This is a genomic window from Limnobacter sp. (assembly GCF_046297615.1).
Classification (GTDB): domain Bacteria; phylum Pseudomonadota; class Gammaproteobacteria; order Burkholderiales; family Burkholderiaceae_B; genus Limnobacter.
The window spans coordinates 218,527-244,933 of record NZ_JBKBHM010000003.1 but is presented as its reverse complement, the minus strand read 5'-3'; the positions used below and the strand labels follow the sequence as shown (position 1 = coordinate 244,933).

At 58.7% G+C, this 26,407-nt stretch carries 24 protein-coding genes; 18 read left to right on the top strand and 6 right to left on the bottom strand.

All coding sequences use genetic code 11. The features are described 5' to 3' along the window. The first annotated feature begins 1 nt into the window (after position 1). Genes ACK4FF_RS08295 through ACK4FF_RS08285 form a run of 3 tightly spaced genes read left to right on the top strand, consistent with a single transcriptional unit; the run spans position 2 to position 3,568 of the window. Positions 2 to 1,168 carry an ABC transporter permease gene (locus tag ACK4FF_RS08295; RefSeq protein WP_409707280.1) on the top strand — a complete coding sequence of 389 codons (1,167 nt, stop codon included), beginning with the start codon at positions 2 to 4 and terminating at the stop codon, positions 1,166 to 1,168. Then, a complete protein-coding gene (locus ACK4FF_RS08290) occupies positions 1,165 to 2,337 on the top strand; it encodes an ABC transporter permease (RefSeq protein ID WP_409707277.1) in 1,173 nt (390 codons plus the stop codon). The genes ACK4FF_RS08295 and ACK4FF_RS08290 overlap by 4 nt, the downstream gene beginning before the upstream one ends. Beyond that, entirely contained in the window at positions 2,318 to 3,568 is a 1,251-nt protein-coding gene (locus ACK4FF_RS08285) for a hypothetical protein (RefSeq protein ID WP_409707274.1), read from the top strand. The genes ACK4FF_RS08290 and ACK4FF_RS08285 overlap by 20 nt, the downstream gene beginning before the upstream one ends. A gap of 9 nt (positions 3,569 to 3,577) precedes the next feature. Here ACK4FF_RS08285 and ACK4FF_RS08280 read toward each other — a convergent pair whose 3' ends face one another. Both ACK4FF_RS08280 and ACK4FF_RS08275 read right to left on the bottom strand, forming a co-directional pair. After that, the gene (locus tag ACK4FF_RS08280; RefSeq protein WP_409707271.1) at positions 3,578 to 4,663 is read right to left on the bottom strand and encodes a hypothetical protein; all 1,086 of its coding nucleotides are present in this window, start codon (positions 4,661 to 4,663) and stop codon (positions 3,578 to 3,580) included. 70 nt (positions 4,664 to 4,733) lie between these two features. After that, complete coding sequence (locus tag ACK4FF_RS08275) at positions 4,734 to 5,036, bottom strand: hypothetical protein (protein ID WP_409707268.1); 303 nt, start codon at positions 5,034 to 5,036, stop codon at positions 4,734 to 4,736. 621 nt (positions 5,037 to 5,657) lie between these two features. Here ACK4FF_RS08275 and ACK4FF_RS08270 point away from each other — a divergent pair. From ACK4FF_RS08270 to ACK4FF_RS08220, 11 genes are all read left to right on the top strand, one after another. After that, positions 5,658 to 6,275 (top strand): hypothetical protein, encoded by a 618-nt coding sequence (locus ACK4FF_RS08270; protein WP_409707265.1) that lies wholly within the window; start codon positions 5,658 to 5,660, stop codon positions 6,273 to 6,275. Positions 6,276 to 6,394: 119 nt separating this feature from the next. Continuing rightward, positions 6,395 to 7,780, top strand: a complete 1,386-nt coding sequence (locus ACK4FF_RS08265) for a hypothetical protein (RefSeq protein WP_409707262.1) — start codon at positions 6,395 to 6,397, stop codon at positions 7,778 to 7,780. Positions 7,781 to 7,791: 11 nt separating this feature from the next. Beyond that, entirely contained in the window at positions 7,792 to 8,898 is a 1,107-nt protein-coding gene (locus ACK4FF_RS08260) for a hypothetical protein (RefSeq protein ID WP_409707259.1), read from the top strand. A gap of 107 nt (positions 8,899 to 9,005) precedes the next feature. Beyond that, a complete protein-coding gene (locus tag ACK4FF_RS08255) occupies positions 9,006 to 10,667 on the top strand; it encodes a hypothetical protein (RefSeq protein ID WP_409707256.1) in 1,662 nt (553 codons plus the stop codon). A 124-nt stretch (positions 10,668 to 10,791) separates the two neighbouring features. After that, complete coding sequence (locus tag ACK4FF_RS08250) at positions 10,792 to 13,077, top strand: PhoX family protein (protein WP_409707253.1); 2,286 nt, start codon at positions 10,792 to 10,794, stop codon at positions 13,075 to 13,077. A gap of 79 nt (positions 13,078 to 13,156) precedes the next feature. Then, the gene (locus ACK4FF_RS08245) at positions 13,157 to 13,948 is read left to right on the top strand and encodes a DODA-type extradiol aromatic ring-opening family dioxygenase (RefSeq protein ID WP_409707250.1); all 792 of its coding nucleotides are present in this window, start codon (positions 13,157 to 13,159) and stop codon (positions 13,946 to 13,948) included. Positions 13,949 to 14,123: 175 nt separating this feature from the next. After that, positions 14,124 to 14,588, top strand: coding sequence for a hypothetical protein (locus ACK4FF_RS08240; RefSeq protein ID WP_409707247.1), 465 nt, complete (start codon positions 14,124 to 14,126; stop codon positions 14,586 to 14,588). 194 nt (positions 14,589 to 14,782) lie between these two features. Beyond that, positions 14,783 to 15,094, top strand: coding sequence for a hypothetical protein (locus tag ACK4FF_RS08235; protein WP_409707244.1), 312 nt, complete (start codon positions 14,783 to 14,785; stop codon positions 15,092 to 15,094). Positions 15,095 to 15,246: 152 nt separating this feature from the next. After that, positions 15,247 to 16,365, top strand: coding sequence for an Ig domain-containing protein (locus ACK4FF_RS08230; protein ID WP_409707241.1), 1,119 nt, complete (start codon positions 15,247 to 15,249; stop codon positions 16,363 to 16,365). Positions 16,366 to 16,532: 167 nt separating this feature from the next. Further along, entirely contained in the window at positions 16,533 to 17,657 is a 1,125-nt protein-coding gene (locus ACK4FF_RS08225) for a ferredoxin reductase (RefSeq protein WP_409707238.1), read from the top strand. Positions 17,658 to 17,668: 11 nt separating this feature from the next. Then, on the top strand, positions 17,669 to 18,841 hold the full coding sequence (locus ACK4FF_RS08220) for a fatty acid desaturase family protein (RefSeq protein WP_409707235.1): 1,173 nt from the start codon (positions 17,669 to 17,671) through the stop codon (positions 18,839 to 18,841). Here the strand turns inward: ACK4FF_RS08220 and ACK4FF_RS08215 are convergent. From ACK4FF_RS08215 to ACK4FF_RS08205, 3 genes are all read right to left on the bottom strand, one after another. Then, positions 18,810 to 19,979, bottom strand: coding sequence for an MFS transporter (locus ACK4FF_RS08215; RefSeq protein WP_409707232.1), 1,170 nt, complete (start codon positions 19,977 to 19,979; stop codon positions 18,810 to 18,812). The two genes, ACK4FF_RS08220 and ACK4FF_RS08215, sit on opposite strands and share 32 nt — an antisense overlap. A 15-nt stretch (positions 19,980 to 19,994) precedes the next feature. After that, a complete protein-coding gene (locus ACK4FF_RS08210) occupies positions 19,995 to 20,441 on the bottom strand; it encodes a DsrE family protein (RefSeq protein WP_409707229.1) in 447 nt (148 codons plus the stop codon). Between the two features lie 96 nt (positions 20,442 to 20,537). Then, complete coding sequence (locus tag ACK4FF_RS08205; protein ID WP_409707226.1) at positions 20,538 to 21,386, bottom strand: lysophospholipid acyltransferase family protein; 849 nt, start codon at positions 21,384 to 21,386, stop codon at positions 20,538 to 20,540. 135 nt (positions 21,387 to 21,521) lie between these two features. Here ACK4FF_RS08205 and ACK4FF_RS08200 point away from each other — a divergent pair, with 135 nt between their 5' ends. Continuing rightward, positions 21,522 to 22,187: a TetR/AcrR family transcriptional regulator gene (locus ACK4FF_RS08200; protein ID WP_409707223.1), complete on the top strand. Its 666-nt coding sequence runs from the start codon at positions 21,522 to 21,524 to the stop codon at positions 22,185 to 22,187. Between the two features lie 11 nt (positions 22,188 to 22,198). On the opposite strand, the gene ACK4FF_RS08195 is transcribed toward ACK4FF_RS08200, so the two are convergent. After that, the gene (locus ACK4FF_RS08195) at positions 22,199 to 22,696 is read right to left on the bottom strand and encodes a DUF2505 family protein (protein ID WP_409707220.1); all 498 of its coding nucleotides are present in this window, start codon (positions 22,694 to 22,696) and stop codon (positions 22,199 to 22,201) included. 144 nt (positions 22,697 to 22,840) lie between these two features. On the opposite strand from ACK4FF_RS08195, the gene ACK4FF_RS08190 reads away from it, so the two are divergent. The 3 genes from ACK4FF_RS08190 to ACK4FF_RS08180 are packed head-to-tail and all read left to right on the top strand — an operon-like array spanning position 22,841 to position 26,397. After that, on the top strand, positions 22,841 to 24,277 hold the full coding sequence (locus tag ACK4FF_RS08190; RefSeq protein ID WP_409707217.1) for an OmpP1/FadL family transporter: 1,437 nt from the start codon (positions 22,841 to 22,843) through the stop codon (positions 24,275 to 24,277). 40 nt (positions 24,278 to 24,317) lie between these two features. Continuing rightward, positions 24,318 to 25,388 (top strand): VOC family protein, encoded by a 1,071-nt coding sequence (locus tag ACK4FF_RS08185; RefSeq protein WP_409707214.1) that lies wholly within the window; start codon positions 24,318 to 24,320, stop codon positions 25,386 to 25,388. Positions 25,389 to 25,422: 34 nt separating this feature from the next. Continuing rightward, on the top strand, positions 25,423 to 26,397 hold the full coding sequence (locus tag ACK4FF_RS08180; protein WP_409707211.1) for a fumarylacetoacetate hydrolase family protein: 975 nt from the start codon (positions 25,423 to 25,425) through the stop codon (positions 26,395 to 26,397). The last annotated feature ends 10 nt before the right edge of the window (positions 26,398 to 26,407 follow it).

Sequence of the window (26,407 nt, the reverse complement as noted above, 5' to 3'; positions counted from 1 at the left end):
GATGCACATTCAGTACATCCTTCGATTGGCCACCCGCAACATGTGGCGGCAGAAGTTTCGGTCGCTCATGACCCTGCTGGGCATTGCCGTGGCCATTCTGTCCTTCGGTATGCTGCGCACTGTGGTCGATTCCTGGTATGCCGGAGCGGAATTGGGCTCTGCCTCCAGGCTCATCACCCGCAACGCCACCTCGCTGACCTTGCCCTTGCCCTTGAGCCATGCCGAGCGCATACGCCGCGTACCCGGTGTGGATTCCGTCACGTACGCCAACTGGTTCGGCGGCATTTACATCGATGAGAAAAACTTCTTTCCCCAGTTTGCTGTGGACGCAGACACCTACTTCAAGGTGTACGACGAGTTTGTGGTGGACCCCAAAGAACTCAGCGACTTCAAGCTGGACCGGCGGGGTGTGATTGTCGGTGAAAAAACCGCCCGAAAATTCAAGTGGAAAGTGGGGGACCAAGTGCCCCTGCGCGGCACTGTTTACCCGGGCAATTGGAGCTTTGTCATCCGTGGCATCTACAAAGGCAAAGACAGCAAAGTCGACACCAGCCAGATGATCATGCACTGGACTTACGTGAACGAAAAAACCAAGGCCATTTTGCCGTCACTGGCGGACCGCGTCGGCATCTACGTCACCAACCTGGCCCCCGGCGCCACACCGTCCATGATGAGCAGCCTCATCGACGCGCAGTTTCGCAACTCGGTGAGCGAAACCCGCACTGAAACCCAGAAAGCCTTCCAGTTGGGGTTCATTGCCATGGTGGACACCATTCTGGCCGCCATCCAAACGGTGGCCTATGTGGTCATTCTCATCATCATGGCGGTGATGGCCAACACCATGGCCATGGCCGCCCGCGAACGAACACGTGAGTACGCCACCTTGCGCTCGCTCGGCTTCTCGGCGGGCTTCATCAACACCCTGATACTTGGTGAGTCGCTGGCCTTGTCGGTGTTTGGTGCTGTGGCAGGCATTTTGTTGTCGTTTCCCGCCGCACGTGCCTTCTTTTCGGTCACTCGTGATTTGTTCCTGGTCTTTGACATCACCTCCACCACAGTCATGCTGCAGTTGGGCTCCGCGTTGGTGATTGGCGTGGTGGCGGCCATTGCCCCCATGGTGAACAGCCGACGCATTCGCATCGTGGACGGTTTGAGGGCGATCACATGAAACGCGGCCTCTCCTTCGCCTTTGTGCTGAAAAACCTGTGGGCCCGCCGGCTCACCACACTGCTCACCGTGGCCGGCATGGCGCTGGTGGTGTTTGTATTTGCCTGTGTGTTGATGATGACTGAGGGCCTGCGAAAAACCATGGCAGGCACCGGGTCTTATGACAACGTGGTGCTCATCCGCAAGGGCTCGCAAACAGAAGTGCAAAGCAGCATCACCCGCGACCAGGCCCGCCTGATTTCAACACTCAATGGCCTGTCCACCGATGCGCAGGGCAATGCCAATGCAGCAGCGGAATCCCTGGTGTTGATCAACCTGCCCCGCCGCGATGAAGGCGGCATGGCCAACGTGGTGGTGCGGGGTACGCAGCCGAGCGCCTTGGCCATGCGTCCTCAGATTCGCCTTGCACAGGGCCGTCTGTTCCGTGCAGGCACCTCTGAAGTCGTGGTGGGTGAAGGGCTGACGCGTGGGCGGCTGGCTGTACAACTGGGCGACACACTCTCGTTTGGTGCTCGTCAGTGGACGGTCGTTGGTGTGTTCACGGCAGACCGCAGCGGGTTTGAATCGGAAGTGATGGCCGACCGCGATCAAGTGATGCAGGCCTTTCGCAGGCCCGTGTATTCCTCGGTGGTCGTGTCCCTGCTGGACCGTGCCTCTTACACCGATTTCGAAAAAGCGGTGTTGAGCCAGCCCAGCCTGAACCTGGACATTCGCCGTGAAAGCCTGTTCTATGCCGACCAGTCAGAAAAAATGGCCAACTTCATTGGCATTCTGGGCAAGTCCATCACCTTCATCTTTTCGCTGGGTGCGATGATCGGGGCCACCATCACCATGTATTCCAGCGTGGCCAACCGCGTGAGGGAAATCGGCACCTTGCGCGCCTTGGGTTTCCAGCGCCTGAACATCCTGAACATTTTCCTGATGGAAGCAGCCAGCCTGGGCGGCTTTGCCGGCCTCATCGGCCTGTTCTTCGCTTTCTGGATGCAACGTTTCGAGATTTCCACCACCAATGTACAAACCTTTTCCGAGGTGGTGTTTCAGTTGATTCTCACCCCGGTCACGGCGGTGCAGGTGTTGCTGTTTGCGCTCTTTATGGGGGCGTTTGGCGGCATGTTGCCTGCCTGGCGTGCGTCGCGTATGGAGATTGTTGATGCCCTACGAAATGGTTGATCACCTGCAGTCCGCTTTGCCACTGGTGCAGGCAGCGCCAATTGAGCGGCCCGTGTCAGGGTCCGAGTACTATCACGCATCCATCGGGAGCTGCCCGCTGACCCTTGAGCGCGACCGTCAGATTGTGTTCGCGCTGGAAGCCCCAGCCGATGCCAGCATGACGCCTCAACGATGGCGCGCCGCCATTGATGCGGTCACCGCCGTTAACCCGGCTTTGCGCATGCGCTGGGTGGGTGTGCTGGGCTGGTCACGCTGGCGCAGCGATGGCCCGTCCCCAGCGTTGAGGGTCATGGACCACATGCCTTGGGATTTCAAAAGCAACGCAGGCATGGAGTTTCTGGACGAATGGCCCTTGAACCTGCGCACCGGCCCGGTGGTGGAATTCATCATTGGCAAGCGGGCGGATCAGCGGCAAGTGTTCATCATGCGCACCCACCACGCCATCATGGACGGCATGGGCGGTTTCCATGTGTTTGACGAGTTGTTCCGCTTCCTCAGGGGCGAGGCCTTGGTGGGCAGCAATGCGCGTTTCAGCGACTCTGACATGATCAAGGCACTGAACCCACCCAAACCCCGTCCGCTGCGCGAACCCACTTGCCGGGTGCTTGAAGCCAGTGAGGTTGACCCACCTCCCAAAGACCCCGGGGACGACTGGGTGCGCATGGTGTTCAACACCCACAGCAAACAGATCCTGGCCCGTATGGCCTGCGCTTTTGCACAACTGGCCCACCGGCGCAGCAGCCTGCCCGCGGTCATCGCCGTGCCGGTGGATTTGCGGCGGCATTACCCGGGCTTGGTCGCGGTCACCAACTTCAGCAGCATGTTGATTGTCAAGCTGTGGCCCGGTGAGGGGCCCGAGGTGTTTCAGTCACGCCTGAAAGCGTTGTTGAATGAGCGCATGGAACTGGCGGTGGCCAGTGGGTTTGATGCCATTCGCTGGTTTCCGCAATGGTTGGTGGACCTGCTGTTGGGCCGAACTTGGCGCAATTTCATGAAACGCAGGCCGATGGAAACCGTGGTCATTTCCAACCTGGGTGTGGTGCCGCTGGACCGCTTTCAGGCACCGGGTTTCCAGTGCGATGACTTTGGTTTGGCCCCCTTGCCGGGCAATGGCTTTGCCACCTTGCATCAGGTGAACGGTCAACTGCGCATTGTGTTGAACCTGCCCAGAATTCAAACCCATGTGATGTCGTTCGACGAAGTGCAAGAAGCCCTCCAGGCCTTGCTGTGAGGGCAGGGCTTACACGGGCTTTTTGCGGCCCCAGTTCCACTTCTTGAGGTTGCGCAAGGTGTACACCTTGATGCCAAAACCATTCATCACGAAGTAAATGGCGATGGTGTAGTACGAGTTGTTCAACAGGTAGGCCATGTTGCCAGCCATGTCCTTGGACAACTCGACCAATTTGTAAGAGTTACCCGGTATCAAGCACGCACCCACCTGTATGCCCAAGGCCAGAATTCGCCAATAGTCACGCACTTCTGCCGACTGCCTATCCTGGCTGCTGGCCACGCAGGCCACCAACTGAACTCCGCCCCAGATCAGGAAACTGGAGAAATACAGCACCGCCTCCATGGTGTGTGGGCGCTCCCACAGGCCACTCACACCAATGCTCATCAACAGCAAGGCCGACAAAGCGATCAGGCTTTGGTCAACACGGCTCCATGGCAAGCCCTGTTCACTGCGCTGGTACAAAGTCCACAGGCGCAGAGCCATCACCGCACCCAGAATGGTCCAAAGCCGACTGACTGCGGGCAGGGCCATACCGTCAGGGCGACTGGCCGACAGGGCCGACCAGGTGAAATCCATCGAAAAGGCTTCCGAGCCAATCACCACCAAAGCCGCAGCGGGGCTGAACATGAACATGAACAAATCAAATGGCTTTCCCGGTTCATCGCCCAACAGGGGCCGCGCAGTCAGGGCACTGGCCTCGTTGCGCTGAATCAGCCATATCACTGAGGCTGCGCAAATCAGTGGGGTGATCCACGCGCTGAGGTTGACCCAATGGTCAGGCAGCCAAGGAAATAGCACCGTCCACAGGCCGTGGTGCACCAAACCGCCAGCGGCGATCACCAAGGCGGCGTTGCGCCACCAGCCTGCATTGGCGTGGTCGCCCGCTTTGCGGCTCATGCGCGCTTCCAGCAGGCTGTACAGCGTCAAGCCCAGGTACACCATCGCATTGAAGTAATTCGCGGGCCCGCCCGGCATGCTGTGTGCGTTGAACCAAAGCAGCAGGCCGCTGCACCACAGCACATTCAAAGTGCTCAGCAGGGCAGTGGCGCTGGGCAGGGCAGGGAAGGCCGGCGAGCGGCGTTGGGACAGGGACATTGGGGGCGCTGGATCAGGCTGGAACCCCACCATTATCCGTGTTCGTTTGAGAAAATTTAGAATTAAAACTTTAGATTTCAGACTCAGTCAGCATGCCGATGGCCCATGTCCGAATGCGTGCACGGCTGTGAATTCGGTCCACCTGGGCTTCCACCGCAAATTCATGGATGGCGCGTGGCGTGCACGGGGGCAAATCACGGCCTGACATCGCCCACTCAACCAAGCGGTTTTCCAGAACGGAAGGGATCTGTTCCAGGGCTTCGGCAAGGCTGGCTGCCGTGTGGATCTCGGGGCCAAGGTCACGGAACATGAAATGCACGCGACCATCCACGTCGTGACGGGCATCACACGCATAAAACAGTCGTTGGCTCAATTCCGGGCTCCTGATTCATCGGGAACAGCATTGGGGGTTAGGGCTGACCCCGTGTCGGGTTAACTCTACTGGGCTATCGTGACACAACTAATACAGAACAAATCGCACGGATTCGGTGCAAATACTGGAGTAATTCTTCTATTTGATCAATCCAGTTTCTGATTCGTAGCGAATTTTGTCCGAATTTTTACATCCCCTACTCAATTCCCGGTCAGGGTTAATCTAAAACCCTAAATCTATGGAATATGCGGATCTTGGGGCCACTGAGGCGTGTTTCGCAGCGCGATCAACTGGCCACGTGTGATTAGGGAAAGTTACATGCTGCAACGTTATGTCAAAAATTGGCTTTTAAATCAGGGATGCTTGCCATATATTTACATCATGTAACTAATAAAGTTGAGTGCAACGGTCTGACATGGAATGAGATCGGCTGAAACCCGATATTTACTCCTTTCTGGGTATTCCTTTTTTAGATTCAAGCGTTAAGATTTAGTGACAAGCGCAACAGCGCTCAAGCAAGCGCCCGTGGTCGTACCAAGAGGCGCCCGCCTGCTGCCCGCAGGCAAACCTGTAGTCAATCAGCGGCCGGTCAAACGGTCGCGAAGGGAGGAGTAGTCCACCATGGTCCATCTTGTTGAACATGCCAGCGATCTCGCGCTGAATTCTGACCTGCTTGCAGGCGGTTCATCGGTGGCGCTTTCAGAAGCGCGCTACCACAATCTGGTGTTGATCACCTCACGGCGTGGTTCAAAGACCGAACTGGCCAAGCAGTGTGATCTGAATCCCAGCGTGATCAGCCACATTCTCAAGCGTCGCTATGGCATGACCGATGACATTGCCAGCCGCATCGAAGCCGGCCTGGAGCTTCCCGAGGCCTACCTCAGCCAGGTCCGTCGTCGCGCTGATTTCCCCGAGGCCTTAAGGGAGCGTTTCATTGCTGACACGCCCGTTGCCAAGTCAGCGAACAGCAGCCGCCGCAAACCAGGCAAGGCCGCGTCTACGCCAAGCCCCACCGAGTTTTTCAAGATGAGCAGCGTCAACCTGGCGCAAGCCTTGGGCAGCCAGATGAATGTGGTTCAGAACCCCTTGGCCAATCTTGATTTTGATGCGCTGGGCCCCTTGGCCCAGGCCCTGCTGGCCATGCTGGCTGACAAAGCCCGGCACGACGACCTGAGCGAAGACACCGCCTTTCGCTTGATCAACCTGTTGATGGCCCCCAGCCCCAACCGCCATTCCTGAATTTGGGTCGCCCCTGTTGGCGGCCTACATTCTTGTCAGAAAATTACCTACGTTTTGTTGGTAAATTTCTATATTTTATGTAGAATCCCCCCTGCTAACAAACTTTAAGCGGGGTTTTCATGGATTCAAGCAATCCAGTCGTTGGTGTGGTTAAGTCCAGTGCTGAAGGTTTGACCGTGCAGCGAAACGGTCAGAGCGTCCCGCTCGGCCAAGGCGATTCAGTGCACTGGGGTGATCAGATCACCAACGCCAGTGAATTCAAAGCCACTGTGGCCATGCCTGCGCTTCACGCTGCGCACAGCGCGGCCTTGCTTGAACTCCAACCCGGCGCCACTGCGGCACTTGAACAGGTGGGCGACCCAGCCTATGAAGCCATGCGCACTCGGGTGGTCGCATCGGCTGGTGGTGCGGAACTCTTTGAAGTCAGTGATTCCATTCCCGCTGCATACCTTGAACAAGACGATGCCGCGGCCGGTTTGGTGGGCGCGGCTGTGGTGCCTGCATCGGGTGGGCTCTTTGGCTTGCTGGGCTTGGGTGCTGCCGCGGCCGCCGTGGCCACGCGCAATAACGAGGATCCTGTTGCTGAATCAACCACTCCAACAGACCCAACCACACCGACCGATCCCACCACACCGACCGATCCCACCACACCAACGGACCCAACCACACCCACCGATCCCACCACACCCACCGATCCAACACCTGTAGATCCTCGGTCTGACGTCCAGGGTGCCGCTGGCCTAGTGGCTGACCTGGCCGACACACTGGACAACTCCTTGGGAGGTATCCCGGTGATCGGCACGTTGATTGACGGGCTGACAGACCTGCTCGGCTCTGGCCCCGGTGATGTGTTGCCTACCCCAGGTGGCTTGGCTGATGGTTTGGCGGCGCTGGGCAATGGGCTTGCCGAGGCCACATCAGGTATTCCGGGCTTGGACATTCTGGGCAGCCTATTGGGTGGCGTGATTGGCGGCATTGCGGACTTGGGTCAAAACGACACTGCCGGCAGTGGATTGTCGGGCCTTCTCGATGATGTCTCCACTACGCTGGACACAGCCACGAATGGCATTCCTTTGCTTGAGCAATTGGGTGATGTATTGGCTGTGGTCACGGGTTCAGGCAACAACCCAGATGTGCCTATCCCCGGCTTGGCCGCTTTGACCGACACATTATCCACCGCGCTAGGCAATGCCATTCCCGCCGACATCCCGGTGGTGTCGCAAGTGGGTGACCTGCTGACAGGCCTTTTGGGTCATCTGCCCGGCACTATGCTCACCGACCTGTCGCTGGCCTTCATTCCCAACGACCAACTCACCGGCATCGTGGACCAAATCGTCGCCATCGATTCTGCCTTGGCGCAGTCCGACACCGGCTTGCTGGCCGCTCGCCCAGTGTTTGAGCACGCGTTTGCCGATGCACCGTTGGTCACTGAGTTTGCCTCGATCTCGTCGACCGCAACCGATTCCGTTCATGCCTTCATGCATGACGTGGTGCACCCTGCTTGATGGAGACAACCATGCAAACATCAGAACCCTTGGGCCAATTCACCTCCGTAGACCCGGGGGTGGTCGTCATCCGGGCCGGGCAAGAACTGCCAGCCTCCGACAATATGGCAATCTTGCCCGGTGACCGGATCCGATCGACCCACACCGCCATGGCTTTGGTGGCCATTCCAGGTTTGATGGGCCAAGCCCCCACCTTGTTGCAAATCAAAAACGGTGCGCAGGCCACCCTCAGCTTTGATGAAAGCAGGGGGCAACAAGGGGCGGTGGTCATCGACAGCGAGTTTGTCAGCGGGCCAGACGATGTGGCCATCATCAGCGAATTCGATGACCAAAACCAAGCCGCCGTGCTCAACGATGACGGCGCATCCTCTGGCTTTTTTGGATTGTTCGGCGGTGGCTTGCTGGCGGCCACAGCCCCGGTGGCCACAGCTGCCGCAGGTACGGCTGTGGTGCTTGCCGCGGTGTCTGGCAGCGACGACAGCAGCAGCACCGGAACCAGTACAGGCGGAACGGGCGGCAACAATGGTGGCGGCAGTGTCACCCCCACTGAACAGGGCGGACTCGTGGGCGTGGTTGAAGGCATCACCAATGGCCTGGATGACGCCACAGCGTCAGTGCCTGTGTTGGGTGCAGTCGTCGACACCACCACCAATGTGCTGGAACAGGTGCTGGCTGGCGACAATCAGGGGGGCGTTTTGGGCTTGCTGACAGGCGTTACCGATGGCTTGGCCGATGGATTGGCGGGCACACCATTGTCCTTGCCGTTCGAGCTGCTGAATCAGGGCTTGGATATGCTTACCGATGGCCTTCATTCCGGTTTCGACATGGTGGATGCCGCACTGGATGGCACCCCCTTGGAACCTGTGGTCAATCTGGTCGAAAACCTGTTGGGCACCTCTGACAGCGCAGACGGATTCGGCGGGGTGCTGGGCACTGTGACTGGCCTGACCGAGAACCTGTCCAATCTGCTGGACCCTGTGCCTGTGGTGGGGGATCTGGTTCATGTGGTAGACGGCGTGGTGTCCGCCATCGCATCGGACTCCTTGCCCCTCAATGCGTCCCTCAATGGCCTTGAAATACTCAACGGCCTTGGCGAACGCTTGACTGGTTTGGGCTGACGTTACCCATTCAATCGGCCAAGAAGACCGGCAAAAGGCGGTTTGTTTGGCCGATGGGTTAACCCGTGCGTGAAGGACACTTCGCGCACGTCACTGAACCTACCAACATGCTTGAATATTCCGTCCACCTTGGCCCGGGCAAGCGTCGCCCACGGGTGGCGCGGCAACGGGGCATCTACACCTTGCTGATGTCGCTGGTGCTCGGCATGGCCTTGTCGGCACTGGGTGTATTGGCTGTGGGCCACAATGTGTGGCAGAAAGGGCAGATGCAGGGCGTGGCGGACTTGGTGGCGCTCACGGCCGCCAAGCAAATTGCCGATTGGCCCCAATTCACGCAGGCCTTGGAGACGGGCCGTGCCAACGGCCTCCTGAACACCGACACGGTGACCATCCAGTGCATCATCAACGGCGCAGTCGTCAACAATTGCGACGACGCCGTGGCGGTGCGAGTCACCGTCAGTCGCCGCATCCCCTCAATCCTGCCATTCTTTAACTCCAGTCGAGTCACCTCCGTACTGGCTGAAGCCACCGTCGCACCCTTGATCGTGGGCTCGGTCGGGTCGGGTCTGTTGAACCTGAACACCCAGCAGTCCGCCTTGCTCAATGGTTTGCTGACTGGTTTGGGTGGCGGTAACGTCAACCTGTCCGTGGCCCAATACGGCAGCCTGTTGGGGGCCAAAGTGAATGTGGACTTGTTGGCCCTCAAAACCGAACTGGGTGCACTCACCATGGATGAGTTGCTCAAGTTGCGCGTGTCCGCGTTCAAATTGCTCGATGATTCGCTGCGCGTCGGCACGGGCAGTTCCTCTGACAAGGCCCAGGTCAAAGGTGTGCTTAGCCTGCTGGGCAATACCCTGAACCGGGTCAACCTCACTTTGGGCGATTTGGTGGCCGCCGACCTTGGCATGAAAGACAACACGGCGCTCAACGTCAACCTTGGTCAGTTGGCCCAAGTGGCCTTGTTGAAATCGGTGCAGGGCCAGTCGTATGTGCTGCCCATACAGTCGGGTTTGCTGAACCTGGATGTGGGCGTTCGTATTCTTGAAGCCCCCCAGATTTTTGTGGGTCAAAAAATGCCCAACCGCTACCCGGTGGTTACCGCCAAAACAGCGCAGGTGGCGTTGGATGTGCGCATTCGGCAATTGCTGAACCTGAACCTGCTGCTGATCCAGTTAAGTGCCCTCGACCTTGGCCTGCAATTGCGTGTGGCTGGCGGCAATGTGCAGGTGGACGACCTGCGTTGCCATTACCCCCGCGCCGACAATGAAATCGACATCACCGTAGTGCCCGCAGTGGCCGAGCTTTGCCTGGCCGACAGCGCCAGCAACCTCAACACCACCGTGGGCAGTCTGCAATGTGGGCCGCCGGCCAACATTCTCACGGCCACCTTGCTGGGCCTGATTCAGGTGGGGGTGAAGCTGGGGGCCTCATTGTCAGTGCGCAACAACCCGGAATCGTTCACGTTCCAAGGGGTGGCCCCAATGAGCAAGACGGTGAAGTTAAGCCTTGGGCAATCCCTGGGCAACCTGCTGGGTAACCTCAAGCTCAATTTGGTGCTCGATGTGCCCTTGGTTGGCCCACTGCTCAGTGGCGTGGTCAATGGCCTGCTGTCCACGTTGTTGTCGGTGCTGGCACCCGTCATCAGTCCAATCCTCGCGCTAGTGGGCGGAATTCTGGACGGCCTCTTGGCTGTGTTGGGCATCAACCTCAACGAAGTCACCATCAACGCGGATCAGTTCAACTGCGCCGCCGTCAGGCTCACCCGCTGAGCCTTCCAGGCCGACTCACCCGGCGTGCAACCTGTTTGTCACATTTCTGACAAGCGCCCATCACATTCCTTCACCACACTCGTGCGGTTTGTTGACCAAGCCGCATGACAGAGAGGGAGCCACCATGTCGCACCACGAATTCGACGATGAAATTCACAATACATCCAACAACGAACACTTCCAGGAAGTGTTGAGCCGCAACCTGCAAAACCCACAACGCCGTGCTGTACTGCGTGGTGGTGTGGGCCTGAGCATGCTGGGCGCCTTGCCACTGCTGTCAGCCTGCAACAGCGACAGCAATGCCGCCACGCCTTCAACGACAGTCAGCACTTTGGCAGCCGCGTCCGCCTTGGGCTTTACCACCGTGGCCAAGAGCCTTGCCGACGACGTTACCCTGCCACCCGGCTACACCTACACCGTGTTGCACGCCACCGGTGACCGCCTGAATTTCACCGTACCCGCTTACACCAACCTGGGTACCGAAACCGATGACTGGTCCCAGCGTGTGGGCGACCACCACGACGGCATGGAGATTTTCTACATCGACGCCGGTGGCCGCCCCACCAGCACCGACACTGGCCGCGCTCTGTTGGTGATGAACCATGAAAGCTCAGCCGATGCCCACTTTTTCCACCCCCGTGGCCAAACCTCGGGCGGTGCCAATGGCAAAAAATTCAGCCAGTTCAGCGGTTGGGACTTGGGTGTCCGCCCCGAGCTGGAAGCCCTGAAGGAAATCAACCACCACGGTGTGTCGATTGTTGAAATTGTGCGTGGTGCAGGCGGCGCATGGACGCTGAACCTCGCCTCCAGTTTCAACCGCCGTGTGAACGGTCAAAGCCTGATGCGCATTGCAGGCCCAGCGGCCCACATTGCCGACATCCGCAAACTCATGGTCACCAAGTTTGACACCACCGGCGTCACTTCACGCGGCACACTGAACAACTGCGGCCATGGTTACACCCCGTGGGGCACTTATCTGGCCTGTGAAGAAAACTGGAACGCCTATTTCGCCATGCCCAAGCAAACTGCTGGCAATACGCTGGAAAACGCCAGCGGCAAATTGGCCACCTCCCGTTCACGTTATGGCCTGCCTGTGAATTTGACGGCCCCAGCGGCCACCACTTCCGGCACCCAAGGCTGGCACACCGTGTCCGACACGGACGACCGCTTTGCCCGCTTTGACATCGCCCCCCGTGTGGGCGCCAATGCCGATGGTCGCGACGACTTCCGCAACGAGCCCAACACCTTTGGTTATGTGGTGGAAATCGACCCAACCAACCCCGCGTCAATCCCCGCCAAGCGCGTGGCCTTGGGCCGTTTCGCACACGAGGCTGCCGTGGTGGGTATTCCTGTGGCGGGCCGCCCCTTGGCCTTCTACATGGGCTGCGATTCCCAAAACGAATACATCTACAAATTCGTCAGCGCCGCCAACTGGGACCCAGCCGACTTTGGCCGAGGCATGACAGCCGGTGACAAATACCTGAACGAAGGCAAGCTGTATGTGGCCAAGTTCACCGACGATGGCAAAGGCCAGTGGATTGAACTCACCTTCACCAACCCGCTGATCAGCGGCTACACCACTTATAACTTTGCCAACCAGGCCGATGTATTGGTCAATGCCCGTCACGCTGCCGATGCCGTGGGCGCCACCAAAATGGACCGCCCGGAGTGGGGTGCTGTGAACCCGGTCAATGGCGAGGTGTACTTCACCATGACCAACAACAGCAGCCGCAACACCACCAACAACAACGCCGCCAACCCCCGCGCCTACAACGACACGGATGGCCGTATGCGTTCCGGTAACCCCAACGGCCACATCATTCGTTTCCGCGAAACCAGCAACCTGTCCACAGCCACGTCGTTCGATTGGGACATCTTCCTGTTCGGTGCTGAAGCGGATGCAGGCGCCAACATCAACCTGTCTGGCCTGACGGACAACAACGACTTCTCCTCACCCGATGGCCTGTGGTTCAGCAAGGTCACCGGCATCTGCTGGATCCAGACCGACGACGGCGCGTACACCGATGTCACCAACTGCATGTTGTTGGCGGCTGTGCCCGGCAAGGTGGGCGATGGTTCGAGAATCACGGTGAACAACAACCTGAACGGCACCACCGACACCCAGGACACCTTCATCGGTGCCGCCTTGGGTGAGCCCAAACTGCGCCGTTTCTTGGTCGGCCCCAAGGGGTGTGAAATCACCGGCATCACCGAGTCCATGGACGGCAAGACCCTGTTCGTGAACGTGCAGCACCCTGGCGAAAACACCCCCGCGATCGGTGCCGCAGCCAACTTCACCTTTGAAAGCCAGTGGCCCGGCGTGTCATCCGTCAACTATGGACCGGCTGGCCGTCCACGTTCAGCCACCATCGTGATTCGACGCACCGACGGCGGCATCATCGGCGCTTAAGTTCAGTACTTTGTGCCTGCACAACACACGCATTCCCGCCTATAGTGGGGATGTGTGTGTTGGTGCAGGTTTTTCCTTGGTGAAGCAGCCCGTTTTTTTCATCTCCCACGGCGGTGGCCCCTGGCCCTGGGTGGAGGCTATGCGCGTTCGATACCGCGCCACCGAGGCGGCCTTGGCCGGTGTGGTAAGTACCTTGCCCCAACAGCCCAAAGCCATCGCGATTGTGACCGCGCATTGGATCACCGCGACATTCTCCATGGCCACCCACGCCCGCCCGGGCATGATCTACGACTACGGTGGTTTTCCCGAGCACACCTACGAAGTGCAGTACCCTGCACCCAACTCAGCTGAAGTGTGTGCCCGTTTGGCCGAGCTTGCATCCGAACATGGCCTTACATTGCGGGCAGACCCAAATCATGGATTTGACCATGGCGTGTTTGTGCCCCTGCATGTCATGCGGCCGCAGGCCGACATTCCCGTGCTTAGCTTGTCCATTCAAGTAAATTATGACTACGCCCAGCACGTGGCCTACGGGCGTATGCTGGCGGCCCTTCGAGATGAAGGTGTGCTCTTGGTGTGCAGCGGCCTGAATTATCACAACATGCGCGGTTTTGGCCGGGCTGAATCACTCGCCCCGGCGCAGGCCTTCAATGCCTTCTTGAACGACGCATTGACCCAGGCAGCCGGGCAGGCCCGAATTGATGCATTGGCCAAGTGGGATCATCACCCCGCAGCACGGCTGGTGCATCCCGAAGAAGACCACCTGGTGCCACTGTTCGTGGCTGTTGGCGCGGCAGGGGACGACCCTGGCCAAGTGCTTGTCGAAGAAATGGTGATGGGCATTCCCATGGTGTCCTGGCGGTTTGGGTGATTGTTCACCGATCTGTCCCAGCCCCAGAACGGAGCCAGATCAACACAATTAAGTCAGCTTGTCGATTGGAAATGCATCACCCCGATCTTCGGTTTGCTAGATTCATTGCCTGTGTTTAATCAGCCTACTCACTTACATGATTGATTTCGCGAACCCATCACGGGACCGATCAAAGGTGTCAGACTATTCCTTCGTGGTGTTGCGAGACGTGATGCAGGCTGCCGGTGTACAGAAGATCATCATCACCAGCACTGCAAGGACTCCGCTAGAGCAAGCCCGCATCATGTACGACAACCTGACCCGGTATGGTGTAGCCCATCAAAAAGCCCTGTATGGCTATCACGGGGACATGGTGATAGACGAGTACGTCAGATTATCCAAGGACACGCAACGACCTCGGGACGCCATTATTGGTGGAATGGCTGACAAAATCATGGCGATGGGCCCAGAGAAGATATCCAATCACATCGCGGATCTCAATGTGTTGAATGTTGTAGACATTGCGCCTTCGAGCATTCCTTTTGCCTTGCATGCCAGTTTCGTCAATGCAATCCAAGCGGATACACGCGTATCAAAATGTCACGTGCCGCCGCGTGATCCGGCCTTTCATCTGGAAATTCCGCAGCAGGTGTCGCCGTGAAGTTATTCTGGCGAAGTATTGGGCTCATCGTTCTGGCTTTACTGCCTGCAATTCAAACCCATTCGGCCACAGCCGAGTGTCCGTTCGATCGGGCGGGGGTGAACATTCAATCCATTCGAAAGAATCCAAACGTCAGGCACTTCAATGTGGTCAAATCGGGCCAATTGTATGCGGGCGTTTTACGCAGCGGTGCAGTGTTTCAATTGCAGCAGTTCACATGCACTTCTTCGGGGGCCGAGGTCAATCTGCTGATGCCGCCGGCGTCGATGGGCACTCAAGCCCAGCTTGTCGACATGGCTATGCAGGCTGCACAACTGGCTTTGCCTGCGCCCATGTTTAGGGTGGTTGCGCCGGAACTCAAGGCGCAGTTGCTTGATCAGCCTGAATCCTCTGAGCCCCAATTTTTCCCGGCGTTGAGCGATAAGGCTGGCGTCGCCTCTCTTGAACTTCAGGTCACCAAGGCCGGCAATTCCGTTTGGTTCCGGTTTCGTTGGGTTCAAAATTGACCGGTGTCGCTTCTGCCGTTGATGTCTTGAATTGTCTCGTCGTCCTCAGTTTGTCTTAAGAACTGCGCGGTATACCTGTCCCTGAGTTTTCGGCCTACCTTGCTGCACAGGCCTTCATCAAACCATCGTTCAGACCGCTCAGGGAACCCCCCATGAAAAAGCACTTTGCAGCATTGTTGGCCGCATGTCTGCTGCCTGCCGCAGCCATGTCCGCCACGTACACCTACACGTACAAAGGCCCTAATTTTTCCAGCAACACCGACCACGTGGAAGTGGTGTTCACCACATCGGCTCCACTGACGCCGTCCACCAAATACACCGATGTCTCCCAAGCGGGCATCATCAGCGCAGCCACGTATGTAATCACCGCCAATGGCACGCCAGTGGCCGGTTTTAACGGTTTGCCGGTCACCGGTGGCAACTTCATGCTGAACACCGATGCCACCGCATCGGCCACCAACCCCGGTATCGAAAGCTGGCACATCTTCGGAGGCGCCAACAACCTGCAGGGCTCGTCCCCAACCATGACCGGGTCTGACTACCAGGCCTATTCCATGAACTCGCTGAAAAGCATTCCAGGTTCAGTCACTGGCCCCTACGCCTATGACCAAGGCACCGTCACCACCTACTACACCAGTTGTAATGGCGTGGCCGGTTGCCAATTGGCGGGGAACGGACAGCCGTACACCACCGGGTACGCTGCGCGCACCACAGTCAATTCAAGCTCGGCCAACTGGTCGATGAAGGTCAACTCGTCAGGGCCAACAACTCCCGCTGCACTGGTGGTGTCGGGCAATCTGCCCTCTGGCGTGGTTGGCCAGCCGTACAGTGGCTCGCTGTCCGTCAACGGCGGCACTGCGCCTTACAACTATTCCGCAACCAGCCTGCCCCCGGGCCTGTCGATTGCACCGTCCACCGGCGTGATCTCCGGCACACCCACCCTCGAAGGCGTGTACAACACCCAGGTGACTGTGAAGGACAATGCAGCGCCCGTGAACTCGATGACGGTCACCAAACCCATCACCATTGTGGCCGCCAGCCCGGCCCTGTGTGTCAAGCCAGCTGTGTCCCGCCCAGCGGCTGGCAAAGGCATCGTGACTTTGGTGGGCAAGGGCTACATCGTGGTGGGCCTGGCCACAGTGCGAATCCCTGCCTGTGCAGTTATCAGCTACAACGGCGCCAAAGGCTTCAAGGTGGGTCAGAAAGTGGAGTACGAAGGTTTCACCTCCGATTCCACGGGTACCGTGGGTGTGAAAGTCACCGTCAACTGACCGTCACTGGTTCTGTTCAAAAGCCGGTTGCATCGCCAGGTGCAGCCGGTTTTTTTTATGGTCGCCCGGGCCTGTAAAAACACGGACTTGCGCAAGGGCGGGGAACTGTGCCACTGTAGTGAAAACAAAGCCGGACATTGATTCGGCCACAACACGAGGAGACGGATATGGGCGACAGACCGGCAGGGCTGGGAAAAATCGCGGCCTTGGCAGAACGAATCAGTGACGCTTTCGCATTTCCATTAAGGCTTTCCCATTACGTGGAGCTGGTCAACCCCCTGTGGGCCAGCCATGACATGCAGGCGCGAATTGTGTCTGTGTGGGATGAAACAGCCACTGCCCGTACCCTGACCCTCAAGCCGGGCAAAAACTGGCGAAGCTTCAAACCCGGTCAGCATTTGAGGGTGGGTGTTCAAATTGGTGGCCGCCATTTCACTCGCACCTATTCCATCAGTGGTGAAACCGAGCGCGACGATGGTTGTTTCACCATCACCGTCAAGGCCATACCGGGCGGCCGTGTGTCCAACCACATTGTGCGCAACCTGAAGGTGGGTGATTACCTGCCGATCGGCATCGCGCAGGGCGATTTCTACATTCCTGATGCGCAACCGGTGCGGCCCCTGTTCATCACCGCAGGCAGTGGCATTACGCCGATCATGAGCATGCTCAAAAGCCTGGATACCCAAGGCCGCATGCCCGATGTGACCCACATCCACTACGCCCCGCAGCCTTATGACGTGATTTTTGCCAAGCAGCTTAAGGCGCTGGGCGAGAAGTATCCCCGCTACCGCCTTCAGTGTGTCTATACCCGTGAACCCGGTGGGGTGGACACCGAGGAGGGCCTGAGAAGCCAGCATTTCAGCCAGGCCCAGCTTGAACGCTACTGCCCCGATTGGCGCGAACGCGATGTCTATGCCTGTGGGCCTCAGCCTTTGCTGGACAGCCTTGAGCAATTCTGGGAAGCCCAAGGCCTGCGCCGCCAACTGCACACCGAGCGTTTCCGCGCAGCGTTGTCGGCGTCCACTGGCCCCGGGCAAAAAGGCCGCATCGCCTTTGCGCGAAGCAATGCCAGTTTTGATGCGGATGGCCAGACCAACCTGCTGCGCCTTGCCGAGGACGCAGGTTTGAACCCCAGCCATGGTTGCCGCATGGGCATCTGTCACGCCTGCGACGCCGCGCTGGCCTCAGGTTGCGTGCGCGACTTGCGCACCAATGAGTTGGTGAGTGAGGCAGGGCAGATCATCCAGATTTGTGTGTGTACCAACGTCGGCGATGCCGTCATCGACGCTTAAGGAGCATGGCCATGGCTTATCCCCAACATTTAAGTGCCGGTGAAATTGAAGAATTCGGACGCGAGATGGACGCCATCCGAAACGAGGTGATGGATTCGCGCGGCGACAGGGATCGCCAATACATTCTTGGCGTGATCCGCTGGCAGCGTTCCATGGCGCTGGGCGGTCGAATCGCCATGATGCTTTCACTGATTGTCTCGCCCTGGGGCTTGTTGCCGGTGGCCAACTGGGCGGCTTTTCTGCTGCTGTTGCTGGGCGGCGCGGTGTTGCTCGGCCTTGCCAAAATTCTGGAGAACATGGAAATTGGCCACAACGTGATGCATGCCCAATGGGACTGGATGCGCGACCCCAACATTCAGTCCAACACCTGGGAATGGGACAATGTGTGCCCCTCCGACCAATGGAAGCACAGCCACAACGTGGTGCACCACACCTGGACCAATGTGCTGGGGCGAGACCCTGACGTCGGCTACGGTGTACTGCGCGTGTCGGACCTGCAGCCCTGGCACCGCAAATACCTGCTCAACCCCGTCATCAACTTCATTCTCATGATGCTGTTCCAGTGGGGCGTGGCTTTGCACGACCTGGAGATGGACAAAGTGATGGCCGGTGAGCGTCGCTACGACGACATTCGCCCCAAACTTCGCCGCGTGGGTTGGAAGGTGTGGCGCCAACTGCGCAAGGACTACCTGCTGTGGCCCCTGCTGGCCAGCGCATTCACCTTGCCTGTTACCCTGGTGTTGGGTTTGCCGGTGTTGTCCATCGCCTGGGCGGCCTTCCTCACGGTGGCTGCAGGCAACTTCGTGGCCAATGGCATTCGCAATGTATGGTCCAACATGATCATTTTTTGTGGACACTTTCCGGCGGGTGTCCATCACTTCCTGCCCGAGGACGTGGAAGGTGAAACCCGCGCGCAGTGGTACCTGCGCCAGTTGCTGGGCAGTTGCAACATTGAAGGCGGGAAGGTGTTCCACATACTGTCGGGTAACCTGAGCCACCAGATTGAACACCACCTGTTTCCCGATGTGCCCAGCAACCGTTATCCGGAAATGGCGCCCCGTGTGCGTGCCTTGGCAGACCGCTACGGTTTGCCTTACAACACGGGGTCGTTCACGCGGCAGTTTGGCAGCACCACCCTGCGAATTTGGGGTTTTAGTCTGCCGGGTGCGGCTGCGGCGCGTTGATGTTCAGGCACGCCGCCAAACCCAGCAGGGCCATGCCCCAGTAAAGCCACATCGCATTCACCCCCAGGCTGTCCACGGCCAAGCCAAACAGGTAGGGGCTGAGTGCGGCCGTGTAGCGGGCCCAGGCCTCGGCCTTGCTCGCCATGGCGGCGTAGGCTTGCGGGCCAAACAGCACCAAGGGCAACACGCCTTTTGAAATGGTCAGCAAGCCAATGCCAACCCCATGGGTGATGGTGAACACCGGGGCCAGCGCCACACCGCCAAACAACAGAATGAGGGGCGCACAAACCAGCAGGCTGTGGGAAAAGCGCGCCATGGGCACTGGGGGCAGGCGTTTGAGTACCGTGAAATCGGACAGACGGGCTGACAGTTGCGCCACACCGAACAGCGAGGCCACACCCACGGCGGCGAAAGCGGTCATGCCCATCAATTCCAGCATGCGGGGCAATTGGGTGGCCATGGCGCTGAAGGTGAAGGCGATGCACACAAAACACAGGGACAACAGCAGCAGGTTGCGCCGGTCATTCGGTGTCCATGGTCGGGCTTCGGCGGCCGGCCGGTCTGCGGAAGGGGTGTCTTGCGGCACGCTGTGATGCACTTTCAGCGCCAGCAGCACTTGCACTGCGGCCCAGAACACGCAGGCCCAGCGCCAACCGTAGGCTTGTTCCAGCGCAGCCGTCAAGGGCCAGGCCACCGTGCTGCCCAAGCCACCCACCACGGTCACCACCGTGATGGCGGGGCGGGTGTTGGTGCCATACAAGCCCACCAGCGTGGCAAAGGCGGCTTCATAGACACCCAGCGGCATGGCCATGCACAACAGCACCCAACCGGCTGCCAGTTGTGCCGGGTGATGCGCGGTGGCCAGCACCAGTTGGGCACCGGCAAACAGCAGGTTGGAGGTCATCAACAGCTTGCGCCCGCCATGCCGGTGCAGCAGCCGCCCAGCCAGCGGGCTGACCAGGCCCGAGCACAGCAGCCCAACCGAGAACATGGCATAGACCCAGTTGGGCGGCAAGCCAAAGCCCTGCGCCATGGGCACAGCCAACACCCCGAGGGTATAGAAGCAAGTGGCCCAGGCCATCATCTGGCCCAAGCCCAACAACACGGACGCCTTGGCCTGATTGGCCGGTAAACCCATGAACGCCATCAGTGGTCAGGGCTTGATGTAGCCGTAGTGTTCGCGAAATTGAAGCTGCCCAATGCGCACCACACCGGAGGGTGTAAAGGAGGCGTCCAGTACAAACTGGTCCTTCTTCATGTTGAAGGCATTGAGCGTGAGTTCACACACTTCAAAAGTCACGCCTTTGGACACCAAGTCGGAAATCAAGGGGCCGTATTCAATGTTGGGGTTCTTCTTGTCTTTGGCCCCATCCACCAGAAAGCGCACGCCTTCACCCAGAGCCACCACCACAATTTTGGTGTCGGGGGCGGTGTCCATGTAATTGCGCAGGGTGCGCAGCCCGGCGGTGGCCTGGGTGTCGCTGTTGTCGAAGTGATACACCACTTTGTCGCCTGCCTGCGCCTGAAGGGGCAGGGCAGTGGCGGCCAGCAGGGTGGTGGTCAAGGCCACTGTCAGGACAAAGGGCTTGAATGGGCGCATGGCTTTTTCTCCATGGGTGTGGGTTGGTTCAACAGGCAGCCCACAGTATGCGCCATCTGCATCGGGATACCTGCCCGCCCACTGCACCGTGCAGCGTCAACCTTGCAGGGTTTTCACCAAACGTCGGGCCAATCTGCGGGTCAGGCTGTCTTGGCCATGGGCTAGCCGACGCGCCAGCAAATCCGACAAACCCTCGTTCACCGTGTGTTCAACCTGTTGCCGCAGGGCCCACGCCCCACCATCCGGGTCCATGCCCTGAAAAGCCGACGCGTCAATCGGTTCATGAAACCGGAAGTACATCTTCTGTGGTTTGGGAATCAGGGTAGGCCCCCAACCCTTCAGCAACGGTGGAAACTCTTCGGGCTTCAGGCCGCTGAGTTGCACCAGCTTCTGCCCGATTCTTGAGGACTGCATGTCGCGGTTGTCCCAGAGTATGTCGTAGCAATCATCAGCACCCACGGTGGAGAAGGGCACCACAGTGCAGCCATTCTGGATGGCCATGCGCGCAAAGCCAGTGCGGTTCTTCCAGCGCAGGGTGTGTTGTTCGCCTTTGCGTTTCATCACTTCGCCACCGCCGCCCGGGTAGACGATGATGTGTTCACCGGCCTGCATCATGGCCGTGCAGTTTTCCCGTGTGCCATCGACTGCACCGCTGGCCGCCAGCATACGCCCCCACACCGGCAACTTGAAATGGCCGTGCAAAGCCAAGGAGCGGCAAAGGATGCCCCGCTCCTGCCAGATAGCCCGCATCATCAGCGACGCGTCTGCAAACGCCATCAGCGAATGGTTGCCCACCAGCAACACCGGCCCCTGCTGTGGAATCAGGTCCAGCCCTTCAAACTCGGGACCAACCATCCAATCCCACAGCGTCAGCCAGCGTGTGAGCTGCTTGCCCAGTCGGGTTTCATCGCTGGGGCTCAGTGGAGTGTAGTGCCAGCCATTCATGTGTCGGGTTCCTTGCGGTTTGAAAGTGTGGTGCTATAGTGGAATTGTTGATACTATTTCAATTATGAGAAACCATTCAGTATTGAATGTGCAAGCAAAAATCTAGATGTTCCCAACTAAAAACCGGGCAGTACCATGACCAAGGAATCCCCAGCGCAGGCCAGCGGCCTTACCCGTGGCCACAAGAAGAAGGCCAGAACCCGCAAAAAGCTGCTGGACACCGCCATTGAAATCCTCAGCACCATCACCCCCGGCGAGATGACCCTGTTGGGCCTTGCCGAGCGTGCAGAAGTGGCCAGCGGCACCATCTACAACTACTTCTCCACCAAAGAAGAGTTGTTGGACGCGGTCGCCATTGAGTTGGCCAGCAACTTCTCCGGCATCATTGAGGTGCTTAACACCCACGCCAAGTCGGGCGCTGAGCGCGTGGCCACGGGCTTTCGCCTGTACGTTCACCGGGCCAAGGCTGAGCCCCACTGGGCCATGGCCATGGTGCGCCTCTTGAACAACAATGTGTTGCTTGATCAAGCCATCGCCAATTTCATCCGGGGCGATATCCGCCTGGCCATGAAAGAGGGCGACTTCACCGTGGGCGATGTGGATACCTGCCTGAGCTGGGTGCTGGGCATGGGCCAGCAGGCCATGTTGGTGGCGGCCACTCAGCCCTGTGCACCCGGTATGCCTGAGCAGTACGCCGAGATGTTGCTGCGTGCCTTCGGCGTACAAAGCCGCAAGGCCGCGCGCATTGCCACGCTGGCGCTGCCCGATTACACGGCAGCGCCCACCCCCAACGAAGCCTGACGCCTGTTGGCTCACTGGCCGAGCTGGGCCCGGCAGTGCTGGTCAAAGGCGGCCAGCTCGCCCTGGGCCTGGCCTCTGATGTCCTGTTCCAACACGCCTGCCAACACCTTTCCAACCAGCGGAATGTTCACGCTGACCACCCAGTCGTGCCTCATGCGAAATTCCTGAAAACCAGGCTCTACAGTCAGTTTCAGTGACATCCGTATTGGTGCATTCAGCTCAAAGTTGCAATTGCACACCAGCCGCTCAATGTCCCACGTGTCGGTGCGGGTCAGGGTCAGGCTGTCTTTGACGACTTTCTGCAAAGGCCCGGGCAGCTTGGCATTCAGGGGGTGTCGTCGTTTGAACGCCGCCCTTGTCTTGCTGACTTCCAGGGCCAACACCTCCAATGCTTCTCCATTCAATTGCCGGGCCAGCCCAAGGTGAAACCCCTCGGTGGCCAGCATGCGTGTGAATGCATCGGCGGACACGCCTTGCACGGTGTGTGTGAAGCTGAATTCATGGCTCATGGACAGTCTCCTGATCTCGGTCTTGGGTTGTTCTACGGGTGCGGTCTGTGTCTGGAATATCAAAAATCAGACACAAGTCTCAATATTGAATATTGACAGTATTATCAAAAATGGTGATTATGTCAAAAAAATACAGGAGACATCATGGCCCAATCACCTCGCCGGGGCGCGCGCCCCTCAGCCTTTTCCTCGCGGTCTGCCCGGCCCTGTGCCGTGCTGGTGACGTTGGCCTTTGGCTTGTTCCATGCCCAGCTTGGCGCAGTGGGTATCACACTCACCGAGGTGGGTGCTTCTGGCTTGGGCAACGCTTATGCCGGTGCGACGGCAGAGGCTGCCGATGCCGGCGTGATGTTTTTCAACCCCGCAGCCTTGACCCGTTTCAAACGGGCTGAGCAGGTGTTCTCCGCGATTGGCATTCAATCCAAAGCCGCGTTTGTCGATTCTGCGCAGGGCAGCAACGGTTACCCCGCAGGTGAACAGCGCTATGAACGCGACCCGTCCTATGGCTTTGCGCCCAGCAACTTCTTGGCCATTCCGGTGAACGAAAAACTGGTGCTCGGCTTTGGTGTGTCGGGCTCTGCCGGGCTTATTCTGCGGTACCCCAACGATTACCCGGGCCGTTTCCAAAGCACCAGCACCGACATCAAGGTCAGCCGTGTCAATGGTGGGTTTGGTTACAAAGTCAGCCCAACCCTCAGCGTGGGGGCCAACCTGTCGGTGGAACGCTTTTTTGAATCCATCCGCGTGAATGTGGACTATGCCAAGGCCGCCGCGGCGGAAAGTGGAATCAACGGCACCTTGGGTAGTTTGTTGACCAACCCTTTGCTCAACGGCCTGTTCTTCGATGGCTTGGGCAACAGCCGGTCGGCGGGCCTGAAATTGAAGATGTACGGCACTCAGGTCAATGCGCAAGTGGGTGCCTTGTTCGAGCCCACTGAAAACACCCGCATCGGTGTCTCGTTCCGCCCGAAAACCCGTTTTGACCTGGAAGGCAGCTACCGTTTCCAGCAGGAACATCCCGCCTTGTTGTTGGCGGCTGCCCCGCAGTTGCTGGCCGATGGCCGAGTCACCTCCACAATCACCACTCCCAGCGAACTCCGCATGTCCATCTTTCACCGGGTGAACAGCACCTTCGATGTGATGGCTGACATTCTGCGTCTGGACTACAGCGGCATTCAAGCCATCGAGTATCGCCGCACCGACGGCAGCGTATTGAAGTCCTACATTCAGGACCTGAAGGTAGGCCACCGTTACGCAGTGGGTGTGAACCACCGTGTCTACAAGCGCCTGACTCTGCGATACGGCTACTCCTACGACGAAGCCATCTCCAGCGACCGCTACAGGGTGACTGCCTTGCCTGATCAAGCCCGGAACAACTTCAACCTGGGCATGCAGGTGCAGGTTGCGCCCACCGATTTTCTCGACTTCGGCGTGCAGTACACCCTGTTCAAAGACGCCGCCATTCAAGACCGTGCAGCCTTGCAAGGCACACAGGGCGAAAAATCGTTTGACGGTGACCTCAACGGCACCATCAAGTCCAGCCTGCTGTTTTTTGGCCTGCAGTACGGCGGCGTATTCTGAGCGGAATGCTCGCCAGATCCAACATCAAGGAGTCTTCCCCATGACACGACTACTCACCCCTCAGCCCGCGCGTTGCGACAGCCCAATCGTCAAGGCCACGGCCCTGCTGTATCTGGTCTTCGAGCGCAGCGACTTGAACAAAGCCCAAACCTTTCTTCAGGACTTTGGACTGAACACGGTCAGCAAAACCGACCAAACCCTGTTGATGCGCGGCACTGCCCGTGCGCCATTTTGTTACTGGGTACGCAAGGGCAAGCAAGACCGTTTCATTGGTTTTGGTTTACAGGTGCCCACACTGGCTGATCTGAACACGCTGGCACGCAAGCTGGGCCACCAAGCCCCTGTGCCGCACCCGCAAGACCCTGAGGCCCGTGTGTTGGTACTCAACGACCCGGCCGGTTTTGAAGTACACGCCGTGTGGGGTTTGAACCCTTGCCCAGAATTGGCGACCCGGCCCCCATTGCCTGTCAACAGCCCAAGCCACACGCCGCGAATCAACGCAACCCAGCGAAGCGCCGAGGATGTCGAGGTGGTCAGGCTGGGCCACGTGGTGCTGGAAGTGGCCAACTACCAGCACGTCAGTGCTTGGTACACACGCACTTTTGGTTTCATTCCCAGCGATGTGCAGGTGTTGCCCGATGGTTCTCCCGCAGTCACTTTCTTCCGCCTCAACCTGGGTGACACGCCCACCGACCACCACACGCTGGCAATCGCCCAAGGGTTTATGGCCACCTATTCACACAGTGCCTTTGAATTGGTGGACGCCGATGCCGTGGGCATGGGGCAGCGCAAACTGCGCAGCAAAGGCTACAGCCACGCCTGGGGCATGGGGCGTCACATTCTGGGCAGCCAAATATTCGATTACTGGAACGACCCGTGGGGCGCCAAGCACGAGCACTACAGCGATGGCGACCTGTTCACCGCCGCACAACCCACCGGCATACACCCGGTCAGCCGTGAACACATGGCGCAGTGGGGCCAGCCCATGCCCGCCAGTTTCACCAAACCCAAGATGAATGCCCGCGCGCTGCGTGCGCTGGCCGACAACCTCAAAAACACACCGGACCTCACCCTTCGCAAGCTGGCCACACTGGCCCGCCTGTTTGGTTGAGCACACCCCCACCACCTGAACCGGAGCAGATTCCATGGCCATTTCGATCCTTCATTTCCGCCACAACAACGCCAACCAGTGGGGTGTCCTGCAAGGCGACTACATCGTCCCTCTTCAACAGCGCTGCACCACCACGGCTGAATTCATTCAGGCGTACAGCACCAGCGCCATTCGCAGTGAACTCAACAGCGGCGCAGCACGAACGCTGACTTTGAGTGAGGTCACCGTGTTGTCCCCGGTTACGCGCAATCAACAGTTCCTGTGTCAAGGGGCCAACTATCGCCAGCACATGATCGAGTCCGGCATGGACCCCGATGCCAAACGGTTCAACATGTTTTTCACCAAGGCATCCAGTTGTATCGTGCCTGCGGACAGCCCGCTGGAGAAACCCGATTTCGTTCAGTTTCTGGACTATGAAGTGGAGTTGGGCTTGGTGCTTCGGCAGGACATTGCCCACGCCATTGCAGTGAATGAGGCCAACCTCAAACAGTATGTTGCAGGGCTTGTGATTGTTAACGACTACTCCGCGCGTGACATTCAAATTCCCCAGATGCAGTTTTACAAAGGCAAAAGCTACCGAACCTTCGGACCTGTTGGGCCTTACCTGTGTTTGCTGGACGATGAGGACTATGCGCTCATCCGTCAATTGAACCTGACACTCACCGTCAACGGCGAGGTGCGCCAGCAGGACAGCACCGCCAACCTTGTGTTTGGCCCGGAAGAAACCCTCACCGAATGGAGCGGGGTGCACGACCTGTATGCAGGCGACCTTATCGCCACTGGCACACCCGCGGGTTGTGCGCTGGCCATTCCCTCGCCGGGCAAACAGCGTGTGGGGGCATTGTTGCCCGAGGCGCTGAAGTGGAAAGTGTTTATGAAAGTGCAGGCCCAACGCAGCCAATATTTGAAGCACGGTGATGTGGTGGTTTCTGCCATTCGCAGTGCCTGCGGCACCCTCAACCTTGGCGAGCAGCGCAACGTGGTTGTGCCCGCCAAAACCCGCGCTTGAAGGAGTAGCA